We start from the raw sequence: 14,133 nt of genomic DNA, 5'->3' as shown, positions 1-14,133 counted from the left end.
TCGCCGGTTCGAAGCGCGGTCACCTCCGGGGCGGAGACGAGTCGCCCGGGAGGTGACCGCGTCAGGCGATGACCTGCAGGAATGGCCTGTTGCCGGTGTTCTGCCGGCTGCGCAGCACGACCGCGTTGCCGGGTCCGGCTTCGGCCAGTGCGACGGTGGCGATCCTGCCGGCGGCGTACCTGGCTTGGACGTGGGCGGTGACGTCGAAGGCCAGCCAGTCGTTGCTGTCGCCGATCGACGTGGTGGACACGGCGGGCCCGAGGGCAGGCTGGTTGCTGTAGGTGAGGCCGTTCTCGGTCCAGGTGTCGTCGGTGGCACCGTAGGCGGTGAGCGTGGCCTGGGTGCCGGCGGAGTCCGCGGTCGACCCGTACACCCACAGCACCGCACGTCGTGGGCTGGTGGGCACGGCGCCGAGGTCGAACTTCAGGTACGCCCGGCGGGCGTACCCGGCGGCGGCGTTCTTGATCTGCAGGGACACGTCGGTGCCGTAGTTGGTGGCGGCGTAGGCGCCGTCGCGGGTGTAGGCGTCGGCCAGCGGCGACAGCTGGGTGGAAGTGCCCGTCGCGGCCGCGGTCCCGGTGCCGAAGGTGATGACGCGGCTGGCGCCGTGGGTGCCACCGACCTCGGCGGTCAGCGTGATGGGGTTGAGGCCGGTGACCGTGACGCCGGGTCCGGTGGTGGCGGTGCTGTGGCCGGTGCGGGCGACGGTGACGGTGATCGTGGCGGCGGCCCGGGTGGGGTCGGCGACGGTGACGGTGAGGGTCGTCGCGGTTTCGCGTAGCAGCACCGAGCAGGGCGCCGAGACGGTGATCGGGCCGGCGGTGCCGGCGGTGAAGAAGTTCGCGGCGGTGACGCCGGTGGCGGTGTCGGTGACGGCCTGGACGGCGCTGGTGTTGGCCAGGACGTTTACGGTGGGCGCGGCGGCGCGGGCCGCCGTGGCGGTCGCCGTTGCGCCGGGCAGCAGGATGTAGGCGTAGCCGGCGTTGGTCGGGTTGAGGCCGTGGTCGACCCACAGGGTGAGGTATTTGCGGCTGACGGCGGTGGTGGCGCCGCTGGTGTTGATCTCACGCCAGGTGCCGGTGCGGTTCTCGCGGACGGCCCGCAGGGTGGTGGTGCCGGGGAAGACGTAGCCGCCGAAGCCGGCCAGGTGGGCCCAGCCGGTGCCGGGCAGGGTGGTGTTCCAGCCGAGGGTGGTCGGCTGGGCGGTGCCGTCGACGGTCAGGGCCTGGGTGCCTGCACCGGGGCCGAGGTTGCGGTTGTCGACGGTCGTCTCCACGGTGGCGCCGTCGCCGGCGGTGATGCCGGCGCCGAGGCAGACGACCTGGTCGCCGAGGCAGAACCAGGACTTCTTGCCGGTGAGGGTGGACCCCAGGCCGCGCGTGTCCTGGCCCAGGACGCTGTAGGTGCCGTCGGTGGTGCCGCCGACGAACGCGGTGGCGGGTTTGGGGGCGCCCCAGCCGCCGCCGGCCGCGTCGGCGAGAGCGATGCGGGAGGTGGTGGTGCCGGGCAGCCGGTAGGGGTCGACGGTGGGCCAGAACGCGTCGGAGTACTGGCCGTTGCCCGTGCTGTCACCCCACCAGTACGTCATGCCGTTGCCGGTGTGCCAGCCGTGCAGGTTCTCGCCGTTGCCGGTCTCGTAGTAGGTGGTGCGGGCCGAGCTCAACGCCAGGGCCATCGTCCAGCCGGGCCGGCGGTGCACGGCACGGTCCATGCTGCCGAAGACCCGGCTGGACACCGGTTCGGCGATGGGGGTGATGGTGGTGTCGGTGATGACCTGCTGCAGGCGTACCAGCTCGGGGATGGTGCGGCTGAGGTCGTTGAGCGGCGGGCTCCAGTAGTCGCGGGTGAGCCAGCCTTTGGCCAGGCCCCGCCAGCGGGCGGCTTCGGCGGGGGAGGCGCAGGCGGCGAGGGTGATGATGTCGGCGATGATGCCGTGGCCCCGGCGGTGGTCGTCGGACTGGATCTGGTGCGGGTCGCCGGCCGACAGGCCGCGGCTGATGCCGCGCCCGGACTGGCAGTCCATCATCAGGCCGTTGAACAGGAACGGGGCGAAGGACTTCTCGACGGCGTCGAAGATGATCTGCCGGTTGGGGTCGGTGACGGCCCAGCTGGAACCGGTGAGCAGGGTGAGAATGGAGGCGAAGCCCTTGAGGAGCACCGCCCCGTAGGTGCCGGTGTAGGGGACCCAGGTGTGCTGGATGAACGACCCGTCGGGGTAGAAGCCGTCGCCGCTGCGGACGATCTCGAAGGCGGGGGATAGGCCGTCGCGGGCGGCGGCGAGCTTGGTGCCGTCCTTGCCCAGTACACCGCGCAGCGCTAGCACCTGGCACAGGTCGATGCGGTTGGCGCCGGTGCTGTGGCCGGTGTAGGACGCGACTGCCGAGGTGGGGACGTGGTGGTCGACGGCGGCGTGGCAGGCGGTGATCCGAGTCGCGCCGAGCTGGTCGTAGAGCAGGACCATGATGGTCTGCAGGGTCTGCGGGACGCCGATCTGCCAGTGCCACCAGTTGTCGTACTCGGCGCTGGTGGCGGTGTAGTGGCCGGCGAGGAGATTGTCCAGGGCGGTGAGGACGTCGGCCAGCAGGGTGGCGTCGCCGGTCAGGCCGGTGCCGGGGGTGGTGTAGGCGCTGGCAAGGGTGCTCAGCCGCCGGAAGGTGTGCAGCAGGTTGGCCGACACGGTGCCCAGCGGCAGGTCCGCCCAGACGGAGGCGTCGGTGGGGGCCATGGCGGCGCGGTAGGCGGCCGCGTCGGCGGCCAGCCAGGACAGCAGCGTCGCGTACGGCTCGGCCGTAGCGGGGTAGGCACCGCCGGTGAGCATCGTGCGCCAGCGCTCGCGCAGGATGTCGTATTCGTCGGCGGCGTGCGCGGGTGCGGCGCCGAGCAGGCCGGTGCCTGCGGCCGCGGCTCCGGTCATGAGCAGCGTGCGGCGAGTCCACGTCATCGGGTCCTCCATGTCGTGCCGTGCCCCGCCGGCCGGACGGCCGGCGGGTCGGTGCGCGCCTGCGGGGCGTTGGCAGGCATCGAATCGGCACGGGAGGATACGAATCAAGAACCATTCACGGCTGCGGCGGTTCGTCCCATTTCGGTGGCGCAAACGCGTGCTGGTCGCCGGTGCCGACGGGGGCGAGCTGCCCGGCGCCGGTGACGGGCAGGTCGAGGCCGTCGCGGGCCGGGTCGACGTGCCGGGCGAACCACTGGTCGAGGCGGGCGCGCAGCTGCGCGACGGTCGCCGCGGCGGCGGGGTCGTCGACGCGGTTGGTGCGCTCGCCGGGGTCGTTGGCGATGTCGTAGAGCTCGTGCGGGCCGTCAGCGTGGCGGTGCACGTACTTCCAGCCGCTGGTGCGGATCATCCGGACGGGGCCGTACTCGTCGTAGACGACGACGGGCCGGTACGCCGCCGCTGCCCCCGGGGTCGTGAGCAGATGTGCGAAGGACCGGCCCGGCCCCCGCTCGAACCCGCGGTGGTCGACGCCCGCCAGCTGCAGGATGGTCGCGCCGAGGTCGTATGCCGACAGCAGCTGGTGGCGGGTCTGGCCGGCGGCCAGCCGGCCCGGCTGGGCGATGATCGCGGGGACCTTGACCGAGGTGTCGTACATGTTCTGCGGATAGGTGCCGTTGCCTTTGCCCCAGATGCCGTGGTGTCCGGCGTTGAAGCCGTTGTCGCTGGTGAACACGACCAGGGTGCTGGTGGTCAGGTCCTGGTCGGCCAGGGCGTCGAGCACCCGGCCGATGGCGGAGTCCATGGCGGTGACGGCCGCGAAGTAGCCGGCCAGCGCCGCCCGGGTGTCGGGTTCGCCGCCGATCGGAGCGCCGTCGAGCAGGGGAAGCCACGGGTGTGCGGGCTCCTGCGGGCAGGTGCTGAACGCACAGTCGTCGTAGAGGGCGACGACCTCGGCCGGGTGCTGGCCCTTCCAGGGCTTGTGCGGTGCGGTGAAGTGCAGCGACAGGTAGAACGGCTCCGGCCGGTGCTGCTCGGCGTCCAGGAAGGCGATGGCGTCGTCGGCCAGCACGTCGGTGATATACCCGTCGACGGTTTCCGGCTCGCCGTCGCGGTACATCGGCGCGCCGTGGTAGGGGCTGCCGCCGCTGCGGTGGGCATACCAGTGGACGAACCCGGGCCGGGGCCGGTCATTGGCGCCCAGGTGCCACTTGCCGGACAGGCCGAGCCGGTATCCGGCCTGCGCGAGCTCGTCGGTGAACAGGCGCTGGCCGGCGAGGTAGTCCACGGCGGCGGGTCCGGTGTGGACGCCGTCGAGCCAGTCGTGCACGCCGTGCCGTGACGGGATCTGGCCGGTGAACAGGCTCGCTCGGGCGGGTGAGCAGACGGGGGAGGTGCAGAAGAAGTTGTCCAGGCGGGTGCCGTCGGCGGCCAGGGCGTCCAGGCGCGGGGTGTGGATCTCCTCGTTGCCGGCGCAGCCCAGTGCCCACGGCCCCTGGTCGTCGCTGAGGATGAACAGGATGTTGGGCCGTTGTGGATCTCGGCTGGACACGTGAACTCCTTGCAGGCGTGTGGCAGGCGGCCGGGCCCGCGAATGCGGCAGGCGACCGGAGGGGCAGGCTAGGCGGCGGCGTGCGTGGCGGTGGGCCGCACGGCGACCGTCTCCCGCAGCTCGGCCGACCGGTACGCGGCCAGGACCAGCTCCACGACGTGGCGGGCGTGTTCGATGCTGACCCTGGCCGGGCGGCCGTCGACGGTCGCGGCGAAGTCGGACAGCTGCGCCCGGAAGGCGTCGGGGATGTCGGAAGGGCGGCGTTTGCGGATCTGGCGGGTGCGGCCGTCCTGCTGGACGTGCACTCCCAGGCGCGGGCTGGCGGTGATGACGGCACGTTCGCAGACGATGGTGAGGTCGTCTGCCTTGTGTGGGGTGTCGGACACCACGGAGATCGATACCGGGACGCCGTTGGCCAGCCGCAGTCGCAGCGCGCCGTCGGTCTCGACGGCGACGCCGAAGCGCCGGGCGGTCGCGGCCGTGATCTGCTCGGCGGGTGCGCCGCCGAGCCAGGTCGACCGGTCCAGGCAGTGGGCGCCGATGTTCATCAGCGCACCGCCGCCCGCCATCTGCGGGGAGAAGAACCACGCCGAGCGGGTGGTGGGCCGGTAGTCGGTGGTGCGGTAATCGTGGATCATGACGACGGGGCCGTGGCCGCCGTCGGCCAGCAGGGACTGGACGGCGACCTTCTCCGGCAGGAAGTGCTGGATGTGACCGACGACCAGGGTGACGTCCGCCGCGTGACAGGCGTCGCGCATGGCGTCGCAGTCGGCCAGGGTGGTGGCCATCGGCTTCTCGACGAGCACGTGCAGGCCGCGCTGCGCGGCGTCAGTGACCATCTGCCGGTGCAGTCCGTGCGGCGTATTGACGATCACCGCGTCGACCAGGCCGCTGTCGATCAGGTCGCGGTAGTCGGTGAACACGGCCGCGCCGGCTGGTCCGGCGACTCGGCCCGCGGCAGCCTCGACCAGGTCGCAGACGGCGGTCAGCCGCAGTCCCGAAAGGGCTTCGGCGGCGGCGGCGTGCAGGTCCGCGACGGCGCCGGCGCCGATCAGTCCGATGCGCATGGGGCTCCTTGGCTCAGAGGTGGATCAGTTGGGTCGAGCAGTGCGGCGCCGCAGGACGCCCGCACGACGATGCGGGGGCGCAGCCGGATCTGGTGGATGGGGCAGGCGTCGCCTTCGGCCAGGCGTCGCAGCAGCACCTCGGCGGCCATGCGTCCGACGCGGAACTTCGGGGGCGCGACGGCGGTCAGCGGTACCTCGGCCAGCTCGGCGGTCTCGTCGTCGTAGGAGACCAGCGCCAGTTGCTCGGGGATGGCCACGCCCAGGCGGCGGGCGCCCGCCTGCAGGAAGATGGCCTCGCGGTCGCCGAACACCAGCGCGGCGGTGGCGCCCGCGCGGGTCAGGTGACGTACGGCGTCGTCGGCCAGGCGCGGGGTCCACTGCTCCTTGTCGGCGAGGAACGTGTCGCCGTCACCGAGGCCGAGGTCGGCCATGGCGCGCCGGTAGCCGACGAGCACGGCCTCGTGGGTGGGGTTGTTGGAGCGGGACACCAGATGGATAGCGCGGTGGCCGAGCCGGTGCAGGTGGGCGACGGCGTCGTAGGCGCCCGCTTCGTGGTCGGAGCAGACGTGCTCGGTGCGGTCGGCGGGCCCGGCGTGGGCCAGGCGCCGTTCGAGCAGCACGGCCGGGACCGGCAGCGACATCAGCTGGCGGGCGCGTCCTGCCGGGTCGTCCAGCCCGATCAGGGTCGGTACGAGCAGCAGCCCGTCGACGCCGGAGTCGAGCAGGAAGCGCAGGTCGAGTTCTTCCTCATCGCGGCGGTAGTGGTAGGTGGCCAGCTGCAGGCCGACTCCGGCGGCCGACAGGGTCTCCTCGATGCCCTGCAGGACGCGCGGGTAGTACAGCTGCGCGTCCGGGACGAGCACACCCACCGTCCAGCGGCCCCGGGCAGGGCGCGGGCGGGCCGCGGCGACGAAGCTGCCGGCACCCTGGCGGCGGATGACCAGGCCCTGGGTGACCAGCTCGTCGTAGGCCTTACGGATGGTCGTCAGCGACAGGCCGGTGTCGGCGGCCAGCTGGCTCTCGGTGGGCAGTTTCGTGCCCGCCGCCCACTCACCGGCCAGGATGCCACGGCGCAGATCGGCTGCCAGCTGCTGAAACTTCAGATCCCTGGCCGCTGGGCGGCGTCCGGGCCGCGGAGTGTGGGGCGATGTGGGCTGGTCATCGAGCACGGTCGTCCTCCTCCGGTCCGCGTGGCGGGTCCGCGGCGCGCGGACCGTTCGGCGGCGATTCTGCGATGCATTCAAGGAATGATTAAAGACGCAATATGAGAAGACTGCGATATCTGCTGCGGACCAGCGTGCCGAAACCCGGCCTGACGGCTTCCCTCGATTTTCGAAATACGTCTTGATTACGTTCTTAGGTGCGCTGAACAGTACGTGCACCCCAGGTGGCTCCACAGTCGAGCCGCCCTACTCACGAGGTGTTGATCTCATGACGATACGAGTGCGCTGGACCAAGGCGCTGGCCGCAGGTGCCGCCGCCGCGGTGGCCCTGGCGATGGCCGGCTGCTCCGGCACCGACGACGCCGGACAGGCGAACCAGGAGTTCACGTACTGGTCCATGTGGAAGACCGGTGAACCGCAGCAGAAGGTGCTGGCCGAGGCCGTCGCCGACTTCGAGAAGCAGCACAACATCAAGATCAAGGTCGAGTGGCAGGGCCGCAACAACCTGCAGAAGCTCGTCCCGGCGCTGAACACCAACAACGTCCCCGACCTGGTCGACGGCTCCTACGTCAAGCTGTATCCGGCCGTGGTCGCCACCGAGCAGGCGCTCGGCCTGGCCGACGCCTACGCCGCCGACGTCGACGGCAAGCCCGCCGGCGAGCACATCCCCGCCAAGTACCTGGCCGACGTCGACATCAAGACCGCCGACGGCCAGCCGTGGATGCTGCCCTACCAGATCCAGTCCGAGACGATCTGGTTCAACGCCGCCAAGAACCCCGAGCTGAAGGCCAATCCGCCCAAGACCTGGAACGAGTTCATCGCCGCCCTCGACCGGCTCAAGGCCGCCGGCCAGACGCCCCTGGCCGCCGACGGCGACATCGCCGGCTACAACTCGTCCTGGTTCGTCACGCTGCTGCTGCGCAACAGCGGCCCCGGCGCGCTGATGCGCCTGGCCTCCGACAAGACCGGCGCCGCCTGGGACGACCCAGCCGTGGCCGACGCCGCCCGGAAGGTTGAGCAGCTCGTCAAGGGCGGATACCTGATCAAGGGGTACAACGCGAGCAAGTTCCCCGCCCAGCAGCAGAAGTGGGCCAACAACGAGGCCGCGCTGATGTACATGGGCTCGTGGCTGCCCACCGAGTCGGCCGCCTACGCCGCGCCCGGGTTCGAGTACGCGTCCTTCTCGTTCCCGAAGACCGGCACCCACGCCAGCGAGCGGGCCGACTTCACCGGCTTCGCCGTGCCGAAGAAGGCCGCCAACGCCCAGCTCGCCCAGCAGTTCGCCGCGTTCTTCCTCAGCAAGAAGTACCAGGACAAGTGGGGCGCCGAGGCGAAGGTGATCCCGATCCGGGCCGATGCGTCCATCGCTGCGCAGATGGCCGGTATCAAGGCCGACCTCGACGCCGCCGGCGCCTACCACCTGCAGAACGACGGCGTCGCGTTCCCGGGCTACAACGAGAAGACGTTCTGGGCCAAGACCGACGAACTGTTCCTCGGCAAGATCACCGCTGCGCAGTTCACGACCCAGATGAAGCAGGCGCAGATCGACTACTGGAAGGCGCAGAGCTGATGGCACGGCCGGCTCCGGATGTCATGACCCGGCCCGCGACGGCGACGTCCGGGCCGGCCGTGACCGACACCCCCACCCGCGGCTCCGCCGCCGGCCGCCGCCAGTCGCCGGCCGACCAGCGGCGGCGGCTGCTGATCCCCTTCGTCGGCCCCGCGCTGATCCTCTACACCGTGCTGTTCGTCATCCCGATCCTGGCCGCCGTGGTCATCAGCCTGCACCGCTGGGCCGGATCCGGGCCGATGACCTGGGCCGGACTCGACAACTACACCACGCTGGTCGAGGACGAGCTGTTCCTGCAGTCGCTGGGCAACACCCTCAAACTGCTGTTCGTCGTCGGCGGAGCGATCTTCGTGCTCAGCTTCGCGCTGACCCTCGTCCTGCGCGACATGGCCGGACGCAAGATCGTACGGTCGGTGCTGTTCTTCCCGCACCTGGTCAACGCCCTGGTCTACGGCGTGCTCGCCGGGTTCGTCTTCAACCCCGACGGCCTGGCCAACGCGATCCTGCGACCGCTCGGGGTCAGCACGCCGCAGTGGCTCGCCCAGGACAACCTGTTCGTCCTCATCATGATCACGATGACGTGGATGACGACCGGCTACTACACCACCATCCTCATGGCCGGCGTCGACCGCATCCCGCCCTACTTCTACGAGGACGCCGCCCTGGCCGGAGCCAACGCCTGGCAGCGGCTGCGCCACGTCATCCTCCCGCTGACCTGGGACGTGTTCGGCGTCTGCGCCGTGCTGTGGACCATCACCTCCGTGAAGATCTTCGAAATCGTGTGGATCTTCGGGGGCAGCAGCGGCAACGGCATCCCACCGACCAAGACCTGGACCGCCGCCGTGTACACGTACGCCACCGCGTTCTCCGGTGACTCCGTGCCGGCCTTCGGCGCGGCGACCGCCTCGGCGATCCTGTCGCTGGTCCTGGTCACCGCCCTGGTCGTCCTGCTGCGGCGCGTGATGCGCCGCGACGTCATCGAGTTCTGAGAGGCCCCGATGAGCACCCCGATGCCGTTGCCCCGCCCCACCGTCTCCGCCCGCCGCCGCAAGGCCTCGGCCATGCGGACCTCCACCGGGCCGCTGCGCTGGGCAGCCACCACGCTGACCTGGCTGTTCGTCCTGACCAGCGTCGCCGCGCTGGTCTGGATGGTCCTGCAGGCCTTCCGCGACACCCGCGCCATCCTCGACCGGCCCTGGGGCCTGCCCGACCAGCTGTCGTTCGACAACTTCGTGCAGGCCTGGACCGTCAGCGACTTCGCCACCGCGACCTGGAACAGCCTCTGGGTCACCGTCGTGTCGTCGGTGCTGACCGTCGCCGTGGCCGCACCGGCCGCCTACCACCTCAGCCGCCACGACAGCCGCGTGACCCGCAACCTGACCCTGTTCTTCGTGCTCGGTCTCGGCGTGCCGGTGCAGGTCATCCTCATCCCGCTGTTCATCATGCTCAACTCCGTGTACCTCGTCGACAGCCTCGTCGGGCTCAACCTCATCTACATCGGCCTGTCGATGCCGTTCACGGTGTTCCTGCTCACCGGCTTCTTCCGCTCCCTGCCCACCGAGCTGGAAGAAGCCGCCTCCCTCGACGGCGCCACCCCGGCGGGCACCTTCTGGCGCATCATGCTGCCCGTCGCCAAGGGCGGCATCCTGACCGCGTTCGTGCTGCAGGTCATCGGCCACTGGAACGAGACCCTGCTCGCCCTGACCTTCCTGCAGTCCACCGACAACTACACCCTGCCCGTCGCGCTGATCTCCTTCGTCCAGCAGCAGACCTACAGCGGCGCCGACTGGGGCGGGCTGTTCGCCGGGCTGTGCATCATCGTGCTGCCCATGCTCGCCGTGTACGTCTGGCTCGGCCGCAGGCTCACCGAAGGCCTCACTCTCGGCATGGGCAAGTGACGGCACGCCCGTGATCCTCACCGTCACCCTCAACCCGGCACTCGACGTCACCTACGAGACCGACTCCCTGCGCCGGCACGGCACCCACCGGGTCGCCACCGTCGCCGAGCACGCCGGCGGCAAGGGCGTCAACGTGGCGCGCGTGCTGCACACCCTCGGCGCCCCAGTGCGCGCCACCGGCCTGGCCGGTGGCGCCACCGGCGCCCACCTGCGCGACCTGCTCGGCAACGCCGGGATCGCCGAGGCGTTCCTGCCCATCGCCGCCGACACCCGCCGCACCGTCGTCGTGACAGACCCGGCGGGCGCCACCGGCTTCTGGGAACCCGGCCCCCGGGTCGGCGCCCAGGAATGGGCGGCGTTCCAGGCCCACTACGCCGGGCTGCTCGACGGCGTCAAGGTCGTCGTCCTGTCCGGCTCCCTGCCGGCTGGCGTACCCGCCGACGCCTACGCCACCCTGCTGTCCATCGCCCACGCCGCGGGCGCCGCCACCATCCTCGACACCGATGGTGAACCGCTGCGCAACGCGCTGCGCCAGCGACCCGGACTGGTCAAGCCCAACACCGAGGAGCTGCACTCCGCCACCGGCCTGGCCGTCGACACTCCGGCCGCCGCACACGCCGCGGCGTCGGCACTGCGCGCTCTGGGCGCCCGCGACGTCGTCGCCTCACTGGGCGCAGCAGGACTGATCGGCCTGTACGGCACGAGAACCGGCCAGGCGAAGCTGCCCCACCCGCTGACCGGCAACCCCACCGGCGCGGGCGACGCGTGTGTGGCCGCCCTCGCCCTCGGCGAGCTGTCCGACCAGCCGTGGCCCGCGCGCCTGGCAGACGCGGTGGCGCTGTCCGCGGCCGCGGTTCTGGCACCGGTGGCCGGAACCATCGCACCAGAGCAGTTCCAGCGATTGCGCAGCCAGGTGCAGCAGGCAGATCTCGACCCCACGGCGGGCGGGGGCGAGCAGTCACCGGACCGGCCGGGTGCACCATGCGCAGCGCGCTGATAGTGCGCGGCGGCGCCGACTTCCACGACCCGGTCGGCACCACCGACAGCTTCCTGCCATACCTCGACGAGCAGGGTTTCACCGTGCGGATCGCCGAGGACCTGGCGATCTACGACGATGCGGCACTGCTGGCTCGCACAGACCTGGTCATCAACTGCTGGACCGCGGGCGGCGACGGCCTCACCCCGCAGGGGGCGGACAACCTCGACCGGTCCGTCCGGGCCGGCACGGGCCTGGCCGGCTGGCACGGCGGCATCGTCGCCGCCTTCACCCAACGCCGCTACCAGTGGCTGACCGGCGCCTGGTTCGTCTGCCACCCCGGCAACTTCGCCCCCCACACGCTCACCGTGCTGCCGCGACGCGCCGGATACCCGATCGTCGCCGGCATCGACCGCGTCCAGCTCGACACCGAACGCTACTGGGTGCTCGCCGACCCGCTCAACGACGTGCTGGCCACCATCACGTTCCCGGTCGAGCAGGGCCAGCCCTGGCACGACCCGGTCACCCACCCCGCCGTCTGGACCCGGCGGTGGGGCGCCGGCCGGATCTTCGTCTCCACCGTCGGCCACCACCTGCCCGATCTCGACATCCCCGAGATCCGTACCCTCACCGAGCGCGGCCTGAGCTGGGCGGCCCGCACCGGGCCACGGTACTGCTCCGCCAATGCTTCTTGAATCGTCTTGCATCGGGCAGATCAGGTTTCTCCGACGTATCACGAAGGAGTAGCCATGCCAGAGCAACCGCCCCCGGATGACGCGCCGCGCCGTGCTGTCCGCCGCCGCGGGCAGCGCCGCCATCGCCGGGCTGCCGCCGACCGCCCAGGCCGGCCCGCCCGCGACCACCACCGCAGCGACCGCCGCCGGGCTCGACCCGTCCGCGCTCGAACTGCGGGCCCTCCAGCTGGAACCGCCGGTATTCCTGTTCGAAACCCACATGCCCGAACAGGTCCGGGCCCGGCACGGCTCGCAGCTGCGCATCAGCGCCGAGGCGGCGCGCTCGGGAAGTGACCAGCAGGTGACGGGATGGCCGTCACGCCGTGGCAGCCACCCGCGGAACCAATCTCAAGCCGTACGATTCGCCTGGTATGGCCCGAGCGCGGCGTCGCGATCCGGCGGTCCTCCCACCATGGAGCGCACTGTCTGCGGCGTGCTACCCCACGTCTTGTCGCGGCTCGCTTCCGCCTGTTCTGCCCTGATCCGTCGAGCCTCGATCACAAGACTCCCGTGAGGCAACAGTGGTTCCCGTCGTTCTCATCGCCGAAGAGCTCGCGCCCGCGGCTCTCGATGTCCTCACCAACGACTTCGATGTCCGCCACGTCGACGGCACCGACCGCTCGGCGCTGCTCGCCGCGCTCGCCGACGCCGACGCCGTCATCGTCCGAAGCGCCACGCAGGTCGACGCCGAGGCGCTCGCCGCCGGCCCGCGACTCAAGGTCGTGGCCCGTGCAGGTGTCGGACTGGACAATGTCGACATCGCCGCCGCCACCGCCCGCGGTGTGATGGTCGTCAACGCCCCGACGTCCAACATCGTCTCCACCGCCGAGCAGGCTGTCGCGCTGCTGCTGGCCGTCGCCAGGCATACGGCGACGGCTTCCGCCTCGCTGAAGAGGGGCGAGTGGAAGCGCTCGAAGTTCACCGGCGTCGAGGTCCACGGCAAGACGGTCGGCATCGTCGGCCTGGGCCGGGTAGGTGTGCTCTTCGCCCTGCGGATGATCGCCTTCGGTACCCAGATCATCGCCTACGATCCCTACGTCCAGCCGGCGCGAGCCGCGCAGCTCGGCATCCGCCTGGTCGGCCTGGACGAGCTGCTGCGCGAATCCGACTTCATCTCGATCCACGCCGTGAAGACGCCGGAGACCATCGGCCTCATCGGCGTCAACGAGCTCAAGATGGTCAAGCCGGACGTCCGTATCATCAACGCGGCCCGGGGCGGGTTGATCGACGAGGCGGCTCTGGCGGAGGCGCTCGCGGAGGGCCGCGTGGCCGGCGTCGGCATCGACGTGTACGCCAAGGAGCCGTGCACCGACTCGCCGCTGTTCGCGTTCGACAACGTGGTCGCCGTGCCGCACCTCGGCGCGTCGACCGTCGAGGCGCAGGACAAGGCCGGTCTCGCCGTGGCCAGGAGTGTCAAACTGGCACTGCAGGGGGAGTTCGTCCCGGACGCGGCCAACGTCCAGGTGGGCGGCGTGGTCGCCGAGGAGGTCCGGCCGCTGCTGCCGCTGGCCGAGAGGCTCGGAAAGGTCTTCACGGCGGTCGCTGGCGGTGTCGCGGCCAGCGTCACGATCGAGGTCCGGGGTGAGGTTGTCGGCAACGACGTATCGGTTCTCAAACTCGCCGCGACTAAGGGCCTGTTCAGCGCCATCGTGGAGGACCAGGTCTCCTACGTGAACGCACCGCTGTTCGCGGCGGACCGCGGCGTCGAGGTCGAGCTTGTCACCGAGCCCGAGGCTGAGGGCCACAGACACATCGTCACGGTACGAGGAGCGAAGCCCAACGGTCGCGTGGTGACCGTCTCGGGCACGGTGGCGGGATCGGGTGGGCGCGACGTGGTCAAGCTGACCGCGGTCGACGACTTCGACCTGGAGCTCGACGCCGAGGGTGTGCTGCTGTTCTTCCGCTACTCCGACCGCCCGGGCGTCGTCGGCACGATCGGCACCTTCCTGGGCCAGGCCGGGGTCAACATCGCGGCGATGCAGGTGGCGCGGCGCGCGGCCGGCGGCGAGGCGCTGATGACCCTGACGGTGGACAGCGCTGTCAGCGCCGAGCTGCTCCAGCAGGCGGCGGCGTCCATCGGCGCGACCGCGTCGGCGAGCGTCGACCTCACCGGAGAATGACTGGTCAGTGGGTCGTCATGACGAAGGCCCACTGAGATTCGGGAGTGTGTGCGCGCGCTCAGCCGACCCGCAGGCACCTCGATGCCGATGCCGTCGAGGTGCGCGAAGGCGCCCT

11 protein-coding genes are annotated in these 14,133 nt (G+C 71.0%); 7 read left to right on the top strand and 4 right to left on the bottom strand.

Annotation, left to right across the window (positions count from 1 at the left end; all coding sequences use genetic code 11):
• Nucleotides 1-61 precede the first annotated feature (61 nt).
• The 4 genes from AB0J67_RS24680 to AB0J67_RS24665 all read right to left on the bottom strand — a co-directional run bounded on the left by AB0J67_RS24680 (nt 62) and on the right by AB0J67_RS24665 (nt 6,726).
• Nucleotides 62-2,941: a polysaccharide lyase family 8 super-sandwich domain-containing protein gene (locus AB0J67_RS24680; protein ID WP_363485805.1), complete on the bottom strand. Its 2,880-nt coding sequence runs from the start codon at nt 2,939-2,941 to the stop codon at nt 62-64.
• A 115-nt stretch (nt 2,942-3,056) separates the two neighbouring features.
• Nucleotides 3,057-4,490, bottom strand: coding sequence for a sulfatase-like hydrolase/transferase (locus AB0J67_RS24675; protein ID WP_363485804.1), 1,434 nt, complete (start codon nt 4,488-4,490; stop codon nt 3,057-3,059).
• A gap of 68 nt (nt 4,491-4,558) precedes the next feature.
• Nucleotides 4,559-5,557 carry a Gfo/Idh/MocA family oxidoreductase gene (locus tag AB0J67_RS24670; RefSeq protein ID WP_363485803.1) on the bottom strand — a complete coding sequence of 333 codons (999 nt, stop codon included), beginning with the start codon at nt 5,555-5,557 and terminating at the stop codon, nt 4,559-4,561.
• A complete protein-coding gene (locus AB0J67_RS24665; RefSeq protein ID WP_363485802.1) occupies nt 5,542-6,726 on the bottom strand; it encodes a substrate-binding domain-containing protein in 1,185 nt (394 codons plus the stop codon). Before AB0J67_RS24665 ends, AB0J67_RS24670 begins: the two co-directional genes overlap by 16 nt.
• 262 nt (nt 6,727-6,988) lie before the next feature.
• On the opposite strand from AB0J67_RS24665, the gene AB0J67_RS24660 reads away from it, so the two are divergent.
• From AB0J67_RS24660 to serA, 7 genes are all read left to right on the top strand, one after another.
• Nucleotides 6,989-8,290, top strand: coding sequence for an extracellular solute-binding protein (locus AB0J67_RS24660; protein ID WP_363485801.1), 1,302 nt, complete (start codon nt 6,989-6,991; stop codon nt 8,288-8,290).
• Nucleotides 8,290-9,279: a sugar ABC transporter permease gene (locus AB0J67_RS24655; RefSeq protein WP_363485800.1), complete on the top strand. Its 990-nt coding sequence runs from the start codon at nt 8,290-8,292 to the stop codon at nt 9,277-9,279. The genes AB0J67_RS24660 and AB0J67_RS24655 overlap by 1 nt, the downstream gene beginning before the upstream one ends.
• A gap of 9 nt (nt 9,280-9,288) precedes the next feature.
• Nucleotides 9,289-10,188 carry a carbohydrate ABC transporter permease gene (locus tag AB0J67_RS24650; RefSeq protein ID WP_363485799.1) on the top strand — a complete coding sequence of 300 codons (900 nt, stop codon included), beginning with the start codon at nt 9,289-9,291 and terminating at the stop codon, nt 10,186-10,188.
• A 10-nt stretch (nt 10,189-10,198) separates the two neighbouring features.
• Nucleotides 10,199-11,185 (top strand): 1-phosphofructokinase family hexose kinase, encoded by a 987-nt coding sequence (locus AB0J67_RS24645; protein ID WP_363485798.1) that lies wholly within the window; start codon nt 10,199-10,201, stop codon nt 11,183-11,185.
• Nucleotides 11,170-11,859 (top strand): ThuA domain-containing protein, encoded by a 690-nt coding sequence (locus AB0J67_RS24640; protein WP_363485797.1) that lies wholly within the window; start codon nt 11,170-11,172, stop codon nt 11,857-11,859. The genes AB0J67_RS24645 and AB0J67_RS24640 overlap by 16 nt, the downstream gene beginning before the upstream one ends.
• Nucleotides 11,860-11,935: 76 nt before the next feature.
• On the top strand, nt 11,936-12,412 hold the full coding sequence (locus AB0J67_RS24635) for a hypothetical protein (RefSeq protein WP_363485796.1): 477 nt from the start codon (nt 11,936-11,938) through the stop codon (nt 12,410-12,412).
• A 7-nt stretch (nt 12,413-12,419) separates the two neighbouring features.
• On the top strand, nt 12,420-14,018 hold the full coding sequence (serA, locus tag AB0J67_RS24630; protein WP_363485795.1) for a phosphoglycerate dehydrogenase: 1,599 nt from the start codon (nt 12,420-12,422) through the stop codon (nt 14,016-14,018).
• Nucleotides 14,019-14,133 lie beyond the last annotated feature (115 nt).

Origin of the sequence: Catellatospora sp. NPDC049609, assembly GCF_040675365.1 — a bacterium.
Taxonomy (GTDB): Bacteria; Actinomycetota; Actinomycetes; order Mycobacteriales; family Micromonosporaceae; genus Catellatospora.
The sequence above is the reverse complement of the archived record's forward strand: the minus strand, read 5'-3'. Positions and strand labels throughout refer to the sequence as shown.